The sequence below is a fragment of the Cohnella mopanensis genome, from assembly GCF_022352055.1.
GTDB classification, from domain to species: domain Bacteria; phylum Bacillota; class Bacilli; order Paenibacillales; family Paenibacillaceae; genus Cohnella; species Cohnella mopanensis.
Genome location: NZ_JAKRWM010000004.1, coordinates 558,376 through 574,256, shown reverse-complemented (window position 1 = coordinate 574,256; position 15,881 = coordinate 558,376). Strand labels below are relative to the sequence as shown.

Annotated in this window: 17 protein-coding genes and 1 riboswitch; of the genes, 1 reads left to right on the top strand and 16 read right to left on the bottom strand. The window is 43.5% G+C overall.

The genetic code is table 11. From position 1 onward, the window contains the following. The first annotated feature begins 35 nt into the window (after window positions 1–35). The gene (locus L3D05_RS09950; RefSeq protein ID WP_239615878.1) at window positions 36–1,940 is read left to right on the top strand and encodes a glycosyltransferase family 2 protein; all 1,905 of its coding nucleotides are present in this window, start codon (window positions 36–38) and stop codon (window positions 1,938–1,940) included. 56 nt (window positions 1,941–1,996) lie between these two features. Here L3D05_RS09950 and L3D05_RS09945 read toward each other — a convergent pair whose 3' ends face one another. From L3D05_RS09945 to L3D05_RS09870, 16 genes are all read right to left on the bottom strand, one after another. Beyond that, complete coding sequence (locus tag L3D05_RS09945; protein ID WP_239615877.1) at window positions 1,997–4,906, bottom strand: IPT/TIG domain-containing protein; 2,910 nt, start codon at window positions 4,904–4,906, stop codon at window positions 1,997–1,999. Window positions 4,907–4,985: 79 nt separating this feature from the next. Then, a riboswitch (cyclic di-GMP riboswitch) is annotated at window positions 4,986–5,077 on the bottom strand. 129 nt (window positions 5,078–5,206) lie between these two features. Then, complete coding sequence (locus tag L3D05_RS09940; RefSeq protein WP_239615876.1) at window positions 5,207–5,569, bottom strand: hypothetical protein; 363 nt, start codon at window positions 5,567–5,569, stop codon at window positions 5,207–5,209. Further along, a complete protein-coding gene (fliS, locus tag L3D05_RS09935; protein WP_239615875.1) occupies window positions 5,566–5,958 on the bottom strand; it encodes a flagellar export chaperone FliS in 393 nt (130 codons plus the stop codon). The genes L3D05_RS09940 and fliS overlap by 4 nt, the downstream gene beginning before the upstream one ends. A gap of 7 nt (window positions 5,959–5,965) precedes the next feature. Next, window positions 5,966–6,322, bottom strand: a complete 357-nt coding sequence (locus L3D05_RS09930) for a flagellar protein FlaG (RefSeq protein ID WP_239615874.1) — start codon at window positions 6,320–6,322, stop codon at window positions 5,966–5,968. 16 nt (window positions 6,323–6,338) lie between these two features. Next, a complete protein-coding gene (fliD, locus tag L3D05_RS09925; RefSeq protein WP_239615873.1) occupies window positions 6,339–7,271 on the bottom strand; it encodes a flagellar filament capping protein FliD in 933 nt (310 codons plus the stop codon). A gap of 63 nt (window positions 7,272–7,334) precedes the next feature. Beyond that, window positions 7,335–8,396, bottom strand: coding sequence for a tetratricopeptide repeat-containing glycosyltransferase family 2 protein (locus L3D05_RS09920; protein WP_239615872.1), 1,062 nt, complete (start codon window positions 8,394–8,396; stop codon window positions 7,335–7,337). Window positions 8,397–8,459: 63 nt separating this feature from the next. After that, entirely contained in the window at window positions 8,460–9,266 is an 807-nt protein-coding gene (locus L3D05_RS09915; protein ID WP_239615871.1) for a flagellin N-terminal helical domain-containing protein, read from the bottom strand. A gap of 125 nt (window positions 9,267–9,391) precedes the next feature. Beyond that, window positions 9,392–9,628: a carbon storage regulator gene (locus L3D05_RS09910; RefSeq protein WP_239615870.1), complete on the bottom strand. Its 237-nt coding sequence runs from the start codon at window positions 9,626–9,628 to the stop codon at window positions 9,392–9,394. Window positions 9,629–9,630: 2 nt separating this feature from the next. Continuing rightward, a complete protein-coding gene (gene fliW, locus L3D05_RS09905; protein ID WP_239615869.1) occupies window positions 9,631–10,044 on the bottom strand; it encodes a flagellar assembly protein FliW in 414 nt (137 codons plus the stop codon). Window positions 10,045–10,096: 52 nt separating this feature from the next. Further along, on the bottom strand, window positions 10,097–10,666 hold the full coding sequence (locus tag L3D05_RS09900; RefSeq protein ID WP_239615868.1) for a DUF6470 family protein: 570 nt from the start codon (window positions 10,664–10,666) through the stop codon (window positions 10,097–10,099). Between the two features lie 27 nt (window positions 10,667–10,693). Further along, a complete protein-coding gene (gene flgL, locus L3D05_RS09895; RefSeq protein ID WP_239615867.1) occupies window positions 10,694–11,593 on the bottom strand; it encodes a flagellar hook-associated protein FlgL in 900 nt (299 codons plus the stop codon). 45 nt (window positions 11,594–11,638) lie between these two features. Then, window positions 11,639–13,168: a flagellar hook-associated protein FlgK gene (gene flgK, locus L3D05_RS09890; protein ID WP_239615866.1), complete on the bottom strand. Its 1,530-nt coding sequence runs from the start codon at window positions 13,166–13,168 to the stop codon at window positions 11,639–11,641. Between the two features lie 13 nt (window positions 13,169–13,181). Then, window positions 13,182–13,682, bottom strand: coding sequence for a flagellar protein FlgN (locus L3D05_RS09885; RefSeq protein WP_239615865.1), 501 nt, complete (start codon window positions 13,680–13,682; stop codon window positions 13,182–13,184). A 60-nt stretch (window positions 13,683–13,742) separates the two neighbouring features. Beyond that, the gene (flgM, locus tag L3D05_RS09880) at window positions 13,743–14,006 is read right to left on the bottom strand and encodes a flagellar biosynthesis anti-sigma factor FlgM (RefSeq protein WP_239615864.1); all 264 of its coding nucleotides are present in this window, start codon (window positions 14,004–14,006) and stop codon (window positions 13,743–13,745) included. A gap of 84 nt (window positions 14,007–14,090) precedes the next feature. After that, window positions 14,091–14,537, bottom strand: a complete 447-nt coding sequence (locus L3D05_RS09875) for a flagellar protein (RefSeq protein ID WP_239615863.1) — start codon at window positions 14,535–14,537, stop codon at window positions 14,091–14,093. A gap of 75 nt (window positions 14,538–14,612) precedes the next feature. Further along, a complete protein-coding gene (locus tag L3D05_RS09870) occupies window positions 14,613–15,803 on the bottom strand; it encodes an acyltransferase (RefSeq protein WP_239615862.1) in 1,191 nt (396 codons plus the stop codon). Between the last annotated feature and the right edge of the window lie 78 nt (window positions 15,804–15,881).

Here is a 15,881-nt window from a genome sequence, read left to right as displayed (position 1 = left end):
AAGGGATAGATCTTGTTAATTAAACTGGAGGATTTATGACCAAACTTATTTCGCTTTGTATGATCGTCAAAAATGAAGAAAAAGTGCTTGCCAGTTGCCTTGAAAGTGTTCGAGGTCTAGTCGACGAGATCATTGTTGTGGACACAGGATCAGAGGATGGAACTATATCGATCGCCCATCAATATACGGATCAGGTATATCATTTCGAATGGCAGCAGGATTTCTCCGCCGCGCGCAATGAATCGTTAAGATACGCTACTGGAAAATGGATTCTTGTATTGGATGCGGATGAATATGTTCAAAATACGGATCACGAGCAAATCCGGCAAATGCTTTATCAGCATAACGACCCAAGAACAAATGGTTTTACGATCAAAATCATGAATTTCACGGGTGACGGTGAAGATGAAACCAAAATCACGGAGTCGCCCGGAGCACGATTGTTCCGAAATGATCCATCTATCCGATACGCGAATCCGATACACGAGCAACTAAGATCCAATAAGGGAGCCTTGCATCTACCTTCGCTGGAGTTTACGATTTTCCATACCGGTTATACCCGTGAAATCATGCAACAGAAAAATAAATCCGAACGTAATATGACCATACTGAAAGCGATAGAACCTAATCGTTCTAATGATCCTTATTTCCAATTTATATTAGGGAATGAATATTTAGCCGCCGAGCAGACTGAACAAGCTATTCTTTCCTTCCAATTATCTTATCAAGGCAGTAAACCAGCGGATGAATGGTACTTTCATCTCCTGGATTGCCTCATCACGCTCGAAATCCAGGAAGGTTATTATCAATCGGCCTATACGCATATTCAGTCCGGCATTCAGTACCGTCCGAACCACGCGGATTATTATTGTTTGAAAGCCATTTTATTAGACACTTTAGGTTTCTGGGAAACTTCGATACTCGAGTTCAAAAAATGCATTCAGATTGCCGAAAAGGCTGAGAAGAATGGCATCCCTTATTGGGTTATCAAACCCACATACGGCAAGATTATTCCCTATCAGATGCTTGGAGAAATTCATAGGAAAAAAGGAGATTTAGCTAATGCATTCTCCTATTGGATCAAGACACTCCAATTGCAACCCAAAAATTATCGGCTACTACAACAATTAATCGACCATCTTCTAGTCTCGGAATCATCAGAAGATATCACGAAAGTTATGGAGCAGATTTACCCTTGCTCAGTTGCTATGAATACAATGCTTCTGTTTAAAATGGCTCTTCTTACCGGACAGCGTCCTCTCGTTCAGTTCTACCGGGATCACATAGATCGGTTTGGTATAACTGTGCCTTTCGAAGATGAAGTTGTGTACGAGTTATTGAATAATCGATTCGAGCTTCTAAAGAATGACACTTATCCCTCTCTCCCTGCACACATTGCCATTGCGGTTTCGCTTATAAGCAGCAATGCGGCTTATGCACAAATCGCTCAAGACCAACCCGATATCTGCCTTCAATTATTCGAACAGGCCATGCTAATTATGCAGAATCGAGAACAAAACGCTATATTGCTTTTAGGTAAAGAACAATTATTGGCACAATCTCTATTATTTTTATGGAAATTTCAGCACCACGATCTCTATTTCACTTTGCTGCAACGAATGGCCGATTCCCGAACACTTAACTTACTAGCCGAATCCTTCTACAGGATCGGGAGGACTAACGAGGCTCTTGATTTGTACAGCCTCTTATTGGACAACCAGGTCCTAGAAACGGAAGGTTTAAGAACCGTAGGACAATGGTATTTGAATATGGGGGAAACAAAAGAGGCTTATGCATTTATAAAAGCATCCGTCGAATCTAACCCTACAATAGATCTATTGGGCAGAATAAAAGAAAACTATTCCTCAGAAGAGGATAAGGAACTGCTCCATCTTTGGTACAGCCATTATCCAAATCTCAGAGATTTCTCAATACATTAAGATAAATATAAAAACACCGCTTGACCTCTAAGGTCAAGCGGTGTTTTTGATTGGAATTAATTATAGGTATACGTTAATGTGTTACTCTCTTGCTCATCTGGATTAACAACTTTAACCAATACTGGACCCGAAACCCCAGCAGGTACAGTCACTTTCACCCGGCTCGCACTTACATAAGTGACGTTTGCAACTGCAACTTTAACGCTACCGAAATAGACCGATGGTTTATTCGTAAAGTTTGAACCATCAATATAAATAATGTTCCCACCTGCAGCCGATCCGGAAGTCGTGGTCATGGATGTAAGCTTAGGTGCCGGTAATTGCGGCCCATTATCATAGGTCAAAGTGGTAGTGGCCGTTAGACCGCTAGAGACCGTAACCACCAGATCTACATCTCCTAACGTTGGGCTTGCAGGTACCGTTACTTTAAGACGCGTAGTACTAACGAATACGCTAGTCGCAGCTACACCGTTTATAGTTACTGTCGAGGCTGTATCAAAGTTTGTACCATCAACATAGATTATGTCTCCACCTGCTTTTTTCGCATGGTTAGGAGTTAGAGCTGTAATCGTAGGAGTAACCACGGTATATTGGAATCCGTTCCCCAAAGTTCCTTCACCACCATCCGGATTCGTCACCGTTACATCGACAAAACCAAGAGCTGGCGCTGCAGGTACTGTAACTTTAAGACGAGTAGCACTTACAAATGAGCTATTTACCGATACCGTACCGAATTTTACTGTCGCACCATTCTTGAAGTTAGTCCCATCGATGTAAGTAATTACTCCGCCGGTAGTCAATCCAGTGTTTGGTGTAAGCGATGTGATTGTAGGCGCTATGATAACAGGCGCCTTATATTCATATCCATTTGTTAATGTGGCCTCATTAGAATCATTCACAACTTTGACATCCACAGTTCCTAAGGCGTCTCCTGCAGGAATAGTTACTTTCAATCTCGTTTTGGATACGAAAGTAGTCGCTGCGTCCTTACCGCCAATAGTTACAGCAGAGATTCCAGTAACAAAGTTTGTGCCATCAACGTAAACAATGTCTCCACCTGCTAGTAATCCCGAGTTCGGAGTGATCGAAGTAATGGTTGGCGTTGGATAAACAATTGCATTGTAAGTAAAGGCATTCGGCAAAGTGTATGGCTTACCACTTAAGTCAGTAACCGATACATCTACTTGGCCAGCTATACTGCTAGCTGGGATCGTCACCTTAAGACGAGTTGCAGATACAAAGGTAGTGGTAGCTTCATTGCTGCCAATTTGAACTTTCATTCCATTCTTAAAGTTCTTCCCATCCACATATACGATTGTTCCACCCGTTACTAAATCCGAATTCGGAGTAATCGACGTAATTGATGGATCAGTCGAAATCGGCGTGTCATACGTAAATCCGCCGGCAACCACTACACTTGTTCCATCTGGATTCGTGAACGTTACGTCTACCGGTCCTGGCGCATCGCCTTGCGGTGCAGTAACTTTAATATAAGTAATATTCGAATAGGTCGAAACCACAGCAGGCTTATCCCCGAATTTAACGCTTAGTCCCTTCATCAAATAATTCCCCATAACTGCTACTATTGTTCCACCCGCAAGTGGACCGTTAGTTGGGCTCAAACTAGTGATGGTAGGATCCGCTTTATATTGATATTGGCCGATCGCTTTCTGGGCATCCGAATTTTTCACAGTCACATCTACCGTACCTTGAGCCCCTTTTGGAGCTGTGACCGTAATTTGCGTGTCACTCACAACAACTACATTCGTTGCACTCGTCGTGCCAAATGTAACCGTTGCACCCGAAGTAAAGTATTTACCATTAATCGTTACGGTCTCCCCACCGTTTGGATGACCTGAAGGTTGAACAATCGAGGTAATTTCCGGAGCCGGAAGTTTTACAATCAGATTAACAGACGGGATTGTTTTACTACGCGCTGCACCGGCATAATCTTTGTACGTAACTTGTGAAGCGGCTGTAGAAATTGGGAATGTTCCCGCTTTTGTCTTGTTCACCGGACGAATCTTATATTTGAAAGACAATGTACTGTTCTTCAATTCATTGAATTTCCAAGTCAATGTATTGCCAGCAACAGTCGGCTTAGGAATGTTATTGTCATAAGATCCTGGTACGATCTCGAAGTTAGCATCCACGATATCCGTTACCGTTACATCATATGCACTTGCCAGTCCGATTTCTTGAACAATTGCTGCATAAATCTGGCTAAGACCTGTTGAACCAAGAACAAAGTGATGATGATTTGCAGTTGTTGCCATATTTGTCATAAGAATATTCGGGCTACTGGTAACAGGATCTTCGTTAGGATTCAGAAGAGCGATTGTATAGAATATAATCCCTGCATCCTTCGCAGCTTGTGCCTTCAGCATCGCGAATTCGAAAGGAGTAGGTGACCCTACTGTTGCTGCTCCATCTGTCATCAATACAATTACTGGCTGAGCTTCTGGGCGATGGTCGGCCAACAATGCGATCGCTGCATCGATTGCTGCCCCTGTAGCTGTAGCTCCATTGGAAGTAATTCCACTAATATAGGTTTTTGCAGCATCTTTATCAACTGTGAAGGGAAATGATTTAGCATTGTCAGAGAAATCGACAACCGCTACTCTATGTTTAGTCAGATCCATAAGATCGACGAAACCTTTCGCCGCTTCTTTAGCGTTGGTCATTTTGTCTTCCCCATTGTTGGGGCCGTATGTAGGAGCCATACTACCTGACTTGTCGATAATAAGAACAACATCATTAGGTACGATTACATTCGCTGGCGGCGTACCTGTAAGATTCAAAGACACTTCCGCTTCTTGCAAAGTCGTTATGGAAGTTGGATTGACTGACTTCGTTACTGTCACATAATCATTCACTGCCGCTTGTGCTTTCGGAGCTACTAGCACCCCACTCAAAGCTAAGCAAATTGCCATCGAAACTGTGAGCAACTTTTTGAGATTTTTCACGGTTATTCCTCCATGTATGATGAATAATAATAAATAAAAACAATAGCAGGCAAGTTGCTATTGTTTGAATACCAAACGATCGGGCAACCTGGCGATCTATTCCTTATCTTGCAGGTAATTAGACCCATGGCTTTGCGTCACTACATCGCTGTAGTTTTGCCTATTATTTTTCTTATATATCTATAAAACTAGAAGATATTACTATAGTACTAAATTATTCAAACTCTTTCAATATAGTTGCATCAAATATTGTCGATAATGTGACAGTTTTGTTACACTATATTTCCACAGACACCACTTTTACCTATGTCTATCAATAAAATAACCCATTGATTGGATTTCTTCGCCCTGATAGGCATCTCGTGAGCGTTTACCGGAATTAATTCTAGCTAACTCGTTACTAGCTTCCGAGTACATCGCTTGGAATTTTTGCTTGATTTGATCTTCGAGATCAAGACACTCTCTAATAAGCTGTCGATCTTTGTCATCGTAGGAGTAAGTATTCGTATCCCGATATACATCAATCCGGTTCCGGATCTCGACTTGCTTATTCTGCAGAAAAAGAAGCAACTCGTCGTTTGCTTCTTCTTCCAAATCGATATTCGCGATCGCTTCGGTTGATTCTTTCAACTCTTCCAACCATTGATAAATTTGAGTCGTCATGATGGTTGTACCTTTTCCTCATTTTTTAGGCTTTTGAGGGCTTCGCCCCAAGTATCCCTAAGTTCGGTAAGCATTTGTACGCAATCCGTTGCAGTAGAAATATCTTGTCGCACATTAGCTTCTACGATCTTTTCATTGATATAGAAATAGAGTGCATTCAGTTGACGGGAAAGCTCGTACTCCATGTTTAGAGTAGATTGCAATTCTTCAATGATGCTCTGCGCCTTCATAAAGTTCGTATGCTTGCCGCTTTGATCCCGTCGTTCCAAGCATCCGATGGCTAGCTTAAGAAAACGGATTCCTCCATTGTAGAGCAGCAAAGTCAACTCTCCTGGAGATGATGTTTGAATTTTGGTATTCATGTAGTTTTCTTGCGCTTGAGGAATCACCCAAAACTCACCTCTTCTCGTCGATGATAGCTCCTACTGAAAGTTCCTGCAGTTTTTCAATTAAATCAATAAACTTTTCAGGCGGAACTTCACGAATGACCTCGTGAGTATCTTTATCCAAAATTTGAACGATAAGATCACCTGTAGATTTGTGAATTTTATAATTAAACTCATGTTCCTTGCCTTGTACATTTTTGTTTGCGGTATCGATCGCACTCATCAGTACTTTCTCGCTAACCGTAAGAATCTCGCTCTTACTTTTCTCCTTAAGGACCAGATACTCTCCGCTCACGCGAATAATCGGGTCTGCCTCTCTGGTTGTCGGTCGTTGTTGAATAGGCTGTGGATTCGACTGTATCTCCATTTTCTATTCTCCCTATTTATTGAAATTGTTGAGCCAACCATGAAGATTGGGCGTTGCCATTCGCAATAGCCTTTTCCATAGCAGAAAACATCTTATAGTACCGATCTTCTTTTTTGTTTAGCTTAGCGTTCCACTCCGTCACCTTCGTTTCAATCTTTCCGATCTGTGAATTGAGGCTTTCGGCAGTATTCATCCCTCCGCTTATCTTTCGTGATACCGAAATCATTGCTGTATCTACAATTTCAAATGCACGTTGAATAAAACCTTTCGCCGTATTATCAGTAGCGCTTTGTGCAGTAAAAGCTTGCACGACGGAATCCGGATTATCTTTAATTGCTTTCCGAAGCTTCGCCTCATCAAGAATGAGCTTCCCATTCTCGGGGGAATTTTTCATATATTGGGGAGTTGTGATTCCGAGCTCCGACAATGTATCGTAGTCAGAGTCAGCACCTGTCACCTTCGCTGATGCTAGACCACGTAATTCATTAAAGGCTTTTTTCATAATGTCATCGTTACGTAAGAGACCACTCTTAGCTTTACTCTCCCAGGCCGCAATGTCCGAATCTTTCATATCATTCTTCTGATCTGAGGTAAGCGGCGCATAACCTCGATAGACGTCTTCGGTAAGAGTTCCATTTAAGTTACTCACTAAATCGTTGTACTTACTCAAAATATCCTTAACCTTCGTAACCATCTCATCTTCGCTAAGGCGAACCGTATCGCCAGCGGCATCAAGCTTGTTCCAGCCCCCTGAAAACCGAGACGAAGATATGGATTCCCGGAACGAAGACAGTTTGAGGTTAATACTACTGTAACTCTCTTTCTTCCATTGCAAAGTTTGCTTTTTCTGTAGAAGCTTATCCACCGGTATATGCTCTGCCTTCATAAGCTTGCTGATCATGGAATCGATATCCATACCAGAGGTCAAACCCGTTATCCGCATTGTCATGCTCATCATCCCCAATCCCAAATTTACTATTAATATATATATCGAATAAATCTCCGGTTTTATTTAGCTTTTCTTTAAATGTTCTGTTAGTCGCTGAATGGAAGGCTGAAATTGTTGAACAGCTGCAAGTTTGTAGTACTCGCACGCTTCCTTAATTCTACCAGAAACCTCATAGAACACCCCTAAGTTATGTGCTGCCCGGTAACTTCCGCAACCACACACCGTCGTATACCGATCTGTATCCCCTATTGCTAATGCTTGTTTATAATGAGATTCGATTTGATTAAATCGTCCCGTCTCCATCGCAAGTATACCCAATTGAAAATACAAATCCGGAAATTTAGGATACTTACTCGCTAACGGTAACAGCAACTCATAGGCTTGATTGCTATTATTAAGTTCTTTCAGCGTATATCCGAACATCACGAGCAGTGGTGGATAATATAACCTATCGAATTGTTGCTGCATCACAGCAGCGGATAGCGGCTCATAGGCTTCCTTGAATTGATTAAGCGAATAGTATAATTTCCCAAGTTGATATAACATATAGCCATTATTAGGATCCTGTATTAATGCTTCTCTATATAAATGAACATAGCGTTCGAATTTCCCCTTGGATTCATACTGTTCCTTCGAATAACCATAATGGTTCAATTTAATCGCACTATGAATAGGTTGCGCGAGCTCTTCTTCATTATACAACTGCTCATGAACGTTACCCCGAAAAACATACTTCCCGTTATTAGGAAACAAGCGAACACCATGATGGACCGTCAAATCACCTTCAGTTATATTATGAATCATAACTGCACTCGCTTGATCCGGGAATCGTGCCAGGTGCTCGTTAACAGCACATTCCCAATTCTCGAATAATTGCTCATCCGCATCCATAATAAAAATGTAATCACCAGTCGCTTGCTTAACGGAGAAGTTACGCGCATCTGCAAAATGATGTCTCCACTCATATTCATAAACTCTCGCACCGGTTTCCCGCGCAATTGCTATTGTTCGATCCGTTGAGCCCGTATCGACAATGATTACTTCACAACTGATAGGAATACTGGTGAGCGCGCGACCCAATTGTAATTCTTCATTTTTTACAATCATACAGACGCTAATCTTCATAGGAAATTCTCCTTAAATAAAAAGAGGCCCACGTAAAGCCGTGGACCTCCCCAATACTTGTAATTAACGAAGCAATTGCAGTACGTTTTGCGGTGCTTGGTTTGCTTGTGCCAACATCGCCGTGGAAGCTTGTTGCAGGATGTTGAATTTAGTAAACTTCATCATCTCAGCTGCCATATCAGTGTCACGGATACGGGACTCAGCAGCTTGCAAGTTCTCAGCATTGACGCCAACGTTGTTAAACACGTGCTCAAGTTGGTTTTGGAACGAACCGAGTGTAGAACGACCTTTGTTAACTGTTTCGATTGCATCGTCAATTACCAGAGATTCTGCAAGGGCAGTAGTTTGGTCAGTCAATCCACCAAAAGTCAGAGTTTTAAGGCTTGCATCAGTGAAATCAATGACAACTGAATCTGCTTGACCACCCGATGTTTGAATCGTTACCGCAGTTGCAGTTCCATCAAGAACTTTAACTCCGTTGAATTCAAAGTTAGTTGCAATAGCATCGATTGCATTTGCCAACTTTTGGTACTCCAAATCCATAGCACCAATATCAGTCGTATTGTACGTTCCGTTAGAACCTTGAACAGAAAGTTCTTTCATGCGAGTCAGCATGTCGGAAACTTCGTTCATTGCGCCCTCAGCCGCTTGAACCATCGAAATACCGTCTTGTGTATTGCGCATACCTTGGTTCATGCCTTTGATTTGTGAGCGCATTTTCTCGGAGATCGAAAGACCAGCTGCATCATCAGCTGCACGGTTGATGCGGAAACCGGAAGACAATTTCTCGCTCGATTTACCCGATTGAATGTTGTTGAATACGAGGTTACGATGCGAGTTCATTGCGTTAAGATTGTGATTGATAATCATGATTTATTTCCTCCCTGAAATTGTTTTTCCACTTCCATGTGGAGTAGGCTTTTCGCCTTACATTTATTATTATCGGACGACATTCGAGTTTATTTTATAGCTTTTTAGAAAATTTTATATTATTTTTATTTTTTTTTAGTACTTTCTGACCATGTATGCAGAAGTTGAATATCATCTTTTGTCGAAATGGATTTCTGATTCGTTATTCGGACTTCTTCTAGCACTTCTTTGCGCAAGATGGCGAATTCTTTAGGGGCAACAATCCCGATTTTCACTTGTTCCCCCTCGATCGCTGTGATAATGATTTCGATATCGTTATGGATAATGATAGACTGGCCGCGCTTACGGCTTAAGATTAACATCCCTAATTCCCCTCCGCTGACACTGGGAAGAGCTTTGCACGTGTCGGATAGGCGCTCCCATTCAGAATGATTTGTCTTGCAACGCCTTTGGTCACATTGATTAGGAGTGGGGCAATCAAATTCAATGTTGATTCCTTGAAGGGTTTATGTATGGTCACCGTACACATCACCATGACGTCTTCATGAGATTCGATCTGAAGCTCTTGCTTAATATCGTCACTAATTGCAACTTCATATTCCTGATAAAACTCGAATGGGGAAACGATAATGAATTCCATCTCTTCATTCTCTTCGCTAGCCAATAGGAAAAAGGGATTGTCTCCTTCCACCTTCTTGAACTGAAAATAACGAAGCTGCTCAAAACCGACAATACTGCCTCCAAAATCAACTTTTTCAATCTGGATAGAGGAATTCAACCTAGTACCTCCTTTATTAAAAAACAAAGCTATAGCCTTGGCTATAGCTTTCTCAAGTCAATATATTATACGATGATACTTGAATGTCAATATTATTCTTCTGACGAAGATAGATATCCGTCTTTCCGGGCATGACTTGGATATCCGGCTTGTTAGCCGCGTACTGAATCTCCGTCGGAGATCCTTCAATTACCGTATTCGACTCTCCAGGCTGATAGGTTATTTCAACATTATCAACGTCTGGAACGACGGCTTGATAGTTCACGGGATTGGGTCTAAAGACATTATTTCGCGCAATTTCAGCGAAAGCGTTAGAAGGGTTTGTAATCATAGCCGTACGATTCCCCTCTGCTACGATCTCTGCCAACTGCTGATGGAATAAGGCATTGAGTTGACTCGTGACATAACTGCTCCATTCCAGGTTCGGACCTCTCATCAAAGCATGTTGCGCTTGTGAGGAATCAACGATTAGCTGTGCAGGTTCTGACGAGAAGTCCATCTTCGCAGCAGACTGTTGAATCTGTAAATCGCCGCTTGCTGATTGAATTTGCTGCTGAGTCGGGTACGTATCGATTCCGATTGCCGCATAATTCTGTCGTATGGATAGTCTTAAATCATTCATAATTGCCCCCTGATACACAATAAAGAATTATCTCAAATAATCGATAAGTGTGGGTTGCACGATTTTGGCGCCGGTCGATAATGAAGCTTGATACACGTTTTGCTCCAAATTAAACTTCATGATCGTTTCCGCCATATCCGCATCTTCCGTCTTTCCTTGAAGTTCGTTAAGATTTAGCGTCAAATCCTGTAGCCGTTGATCAATGAGTTCCACGCGATTCGTGCGAGCGCCGACCTCTGACCTAATATTAATAAGCTTATCATAGCGACTATTAAGATTCGAATATGCTACCCGGAGATCATCTTTGTTGGCCGGGTCCTCAAGTGCGCTCTCCAGGTCCTTCAACACTTGAAAAAGGTTGTCTGCATCCCCGGATGCACCGAATACTTCATCGCCGGTAACATTAATCGGTACCGTTACTCCGGCGGAAAAGCGCATGAGAAATTTTTCCGTATCCGTGTCTTGAGTCGCAGCATCCGCTGAAGTATACGGTTGTTTATCCGTCATCTGTCCGTTAAAGATATATTTGCCATTCAATGTATCGTTCCCTGCGGTTACGGCTTGTTCATAAAGTTGATGCATTTCAATCTTAATGGCATCCAACGCGCTCTGCGGATTGGTATCGTTCAACGCCTGAACCGTCAATTGTTGCGCGCGTTGAATTAAATCATTCACTTGTCCTAAGACAGTATCCGTATGGCTTAATTGCGAGAGGGATGTTCCAATGTTCTTGTCATACTGCTCGTTCATTGCAAGTTCGCTGCGATATCGCAGCGAGTATGTGATTCCGGCAGGATCATCAGACGGTTTGTTTAGCTTACGCCCCGTGGACAGCATATTCTGCTGATTTTCCATTCTAGAAAGATTATGATTGATATTCCTCATTAGATTGTTATGCATCATACCCGGCGTCACGCGAAGTGCCATGAGGTTTACCCCTCCTTATAGTGTCTTATTATTCAAACCGAAGCATTAACGTCCGACTATTCCCATCCCGTTAATAATCTTGTCCAATGTTTCGTCTACAGTCGTCATGAACCGAGCCGCAGCAGAATATGCATGCTGGTATTTGATCAAATCGGACATTTCTTCATCCAAAGATACTCCGCTTGTCGATTGTCTACGGCTATCTACTTGGGTCACGATATCCTGCTGATTCGTCGCTAAACGGGTAGCCGCCTGAGATTGCACCCCGAGTTGTCCCAACATGGACGCGTAGAAAGCATCGATCGTACCCTCGGCAATCCCGTTCCCGGTAGATGTAAGCGTGAATTTAATAGAAGTTCCTTTCAATCCGGCCATGAAATTGGCAAGCGTATTATTGCCCTTGACCGTTTCGTCCGAGCCGTCAATATTCTCCACGCGCATAGAAGTGGCGATTTGCATCGGATCGCTGGCTATGTCGGCGCTTAAGCGAAGAGATTCCGCCGTGATCGGACCGCCGCTGGAAGTGAAGAAGTCGCCCGCTAATATCGGGAGAGCCGGAGGAGAATTGAATAGATAACCCAGCTTGTGCAATCCGTTAATCCCTTGGACGGTTACTGGAAGATCGTTTGCAAGCTTAGTACCGAGGTACGTTGAGCCCGCCGGGATCGTGATATCGATATCTCCGTTGACCAACGTATTGGCCATGGCATCCAATTGTTCTTTATAATCCGCTACGTATTTATCCCTTGAGGTAATCAGTCCCGCGACTTCTCCGCCCATCAGGCCGCCAGTACCAAATTCCGTTACTAACGCTAAGCCATTGACCGGAGTCGCCGCATTCCCCTCTACCAGATTGATACCGCCGGTGTTAATGGCGTAGCCTTCAGGCGTGTTCGTTACGGTTACGTTCACGATATTGGACAACTGATCCACAAGATAATCTCGTTGATCGCGCAAATCATTCGGATTATCTCCATAGGCTTCCAGACGGCGAATTTCAAAGTTCAGGTTCGCTATGGAGTCCGTAATCGAGTTTATCTCATCCGCTTTAACATCGATGTTAGTCGTTAAGTCATTTTCCAGATCGGTTAAGTGTTTACTTGTCTCATTGAAGGCATCAACTAGCGCCAATGCATTCTCGCGCACAATTTTACGCCCGGTTATGCTTTCCGGATCTTTGGCCAAGTCGGTCCACGACTTCCAGAAATTATCCATTACGGTGCGAATCCCCGAGTCCGACGGTTCGTTAAAAATCGTCTCCAACTTAGACAAGGTGTCCGCTTGAATCTTCGCATCGCCTAAGCTGCGATTCGCGTTGCGGAATTGATCGTCCAGAAACTGCTCACGAATTCGAGTGATAGAAGTAAATTCCACCCCGGTTCCAAGCTGTCCCGGAATATTGCTTCGCATCATTCCGGGTGCTTCTATCGGTCTCGACGCCACTAGATTGACGCGTTGACGAGAGTAGCCCGGAGTATTCGCATTCGCGATATTATGACCGGTCGTATTAATGAGAGCTTGCTCGGTAAACAAGCTTCTCTTTGCCGTCTCAATACTATGGAAAGTCGATCTCATCACTACCGCCCCTTTAGACTCGTTTGTTGTAGATACCGGCCTGGGAACTATCCGGCGAATATCCCGTTGGATTCTTATATATGTAACTATCGTCGGCTTGAGGGACGATCAATTCTATCGAAAATTGAACGAAATCAATGGATTGACGCAATAGTTGCTGGTTGAGCTCATTTCTCTGACGAAGCTCGTTCAGATGGCCTTTCAATTGCAGCTCGAGGTTAGCGAGCCGAGAACGCTGCTCGGGATCGAACACGACTCCGTACAGTTGACGAAGGGTAATTCCGCCTTGGGGCTTCACTCCATTCTCGTTCAACAGCTGTGCAGATGCGGCGAGACGATCCCGGTCGAGCACCGATAATCTCTGAATGCACTTGGATTCCGACTTGATCGTCCTATTCAGAACGTCCAAATCGTTAGCCATGATGCCTTGCCGCTTCTCCGTTGCGATCTCGATTAACTGCTCATGCACTTCGACCAATTGTTCCAAGACCGTAATCACTTTGTCGACTGCCATGTTACTCCACCTTACTTCGAAAGCATTAATATTGAAGTTCCCGCCATACGATCACGTTAATTACTTGAAGAACGGAAGAAGCTTCTCCGCCAGCTTTCCGTTATCTACGAAATAGCTGCCCGTTGCGACTTGTTGCTTAAGCCCATCGATCTTCTTAGCCCGTTCGGCTTGGTCCGCGCGATTGTGAGACAACATCTCTAGCGCTTCCGCCGAAATGTGAACTTGATCCGATTGTCTTTTGCGTCCGTTCGCTTCCGTACGCTGTTCTGATTTCGCTTGGTAAGAATTAATGGCACCAATGCGCTGTGTTTCGTTGATTTTCACATTCTTCACCCCGATATATAAGAAAAAACCGATAATGTATAATTCTATTATCGGTCAATGATTATGAAATGTTTAGAGATACTATTATTTACCACGTTCGTGAGGACGATCGCCAATTCGATAAGCGCCTCTGTTCCTATCCTCATCCGGATTATGCTGCAACATCCCCGATGTATTGGCGTTTTTCACGTCTCGTTGCAACCGCTTCTTGCAGGAATCGCATAGGTGCGAGTCCCGAATCAGAACGCCGCAAGATTCGCACGGATAAGACATATTCGGAGCGTCAAGCAACGAAATCCGGCCTTCGCGAATCCACTTCGTGATTTGCTTGATGCTGATCTCCAGCTCTTCGGATAACTGCTGAATATCCATCCCTTTATTTTTACGTAAATGGTCGGCGCATCTCTCGTATTCTTTCTCTAAATCCGCATGGCAATTATTGCAAACGTCGCGAAAATTTTTGGAGAACAATCTCCCGCATTTTGGACAATAAGATAAATCCACTCTAATCATCTCCCCGATTTCCGACATCAATCGACCTCAATTTACTTGTATTGTACTAAATATTTCAAGTTCTCGCTATCGATTTGTTTGCGGACTTTCGTCCTAAACGGATGCCGATGGAGACGAAGTCGTAGATTCGACTGTACGTTTCGGTTCAGCGGAAGCAGCCTTCAACTGTGCAGGCACGCTGCCGAACAGTATCCAAGACCAGCTCGTCAGACGGCAAATCAAGGTTACGACAATCCAAGAGATCAGCAAGGCGCAGAGGAAACCGCCTGCGTACCACGCGTGATGTATCATTGTGCCGCCGCCATTCAATGGATACTTCCTGTATATCAGCAGTACCAACGGATGGAATAAATATACGCCGAACGAGACGATGCCCAAGTGACGAAGCTTCCCAATCCAGAAGGAGCTTTTCATTCTGCCGCCGATAAGGAAGGCGATCTGCATAAGAACGAGCGGAGTGAGCATCGTATAGATATCCCACAAGCCGTCATAGAGCGCGTTATGATAGGCCGTTTTGTACATTCTAGCGTTATAGAAAATCGTTACATACGAAATTCCGGCCGCTAACCACGCTGTCCACAAACAGATCCATACGGTTACTTTAGCCTTCGTTACGTTTGCTTTGGCAATCATGAGCCAGCTCTTGATCCGATCAAAGTAAATGCCGAGCCATGCCCCGAGAAAATATTGACCAAAATACGTCGGAGACCAACTTCCCCGGTTAGTCACTTGCCAATACTCTCTGTTGTATAGGAAAAATGCCCATTGTAATGCTAAACCTACGAGAACGGCCGATGCCGCCAACCACTTGAAACGTTTCATCAAAAACAAAAGAATCGGAAACAAAAGGTATAGCTGAATGCTGATGAACACAAAATACAAGTGCGTGTACGCTTGACCCTTCGAGACCTTCTTCAAAAAACTCGGCCACATCTCGGAAATATCCCACGCAAAGCCATTCTGATACCAACGCAATATGAAATAAATAATTGAAAATACCAAATAAGGCACGACGATATATAATAGCCGGTTGCGGTAAAATTTCGTGAAGCGCTGAACCGTAAGCGGTTGGGGGTAATAGTTATAGAACAGCACGAAGCTACTAAGAAGGATGAACGAAGTCGTCCCTATTTTCGAAAAAATATTCAAGAAATTGTATACGCCATACAGGCTCGCGCCTTTCATCGCTTCCGTAGCGAACGAGGTGGAATGCACCATCAATACTCCTAGGATCGCGATGCCGCGTACGATATCGATTTCCGTTAATTTAGCCCGCCGTTCCATAGCGCCTCCTTCTGGTGTGTTTCACCGAGTCTATTATTATTGCAAACAAAGTCTCTCTATCATAGCACAGGAAGAAAT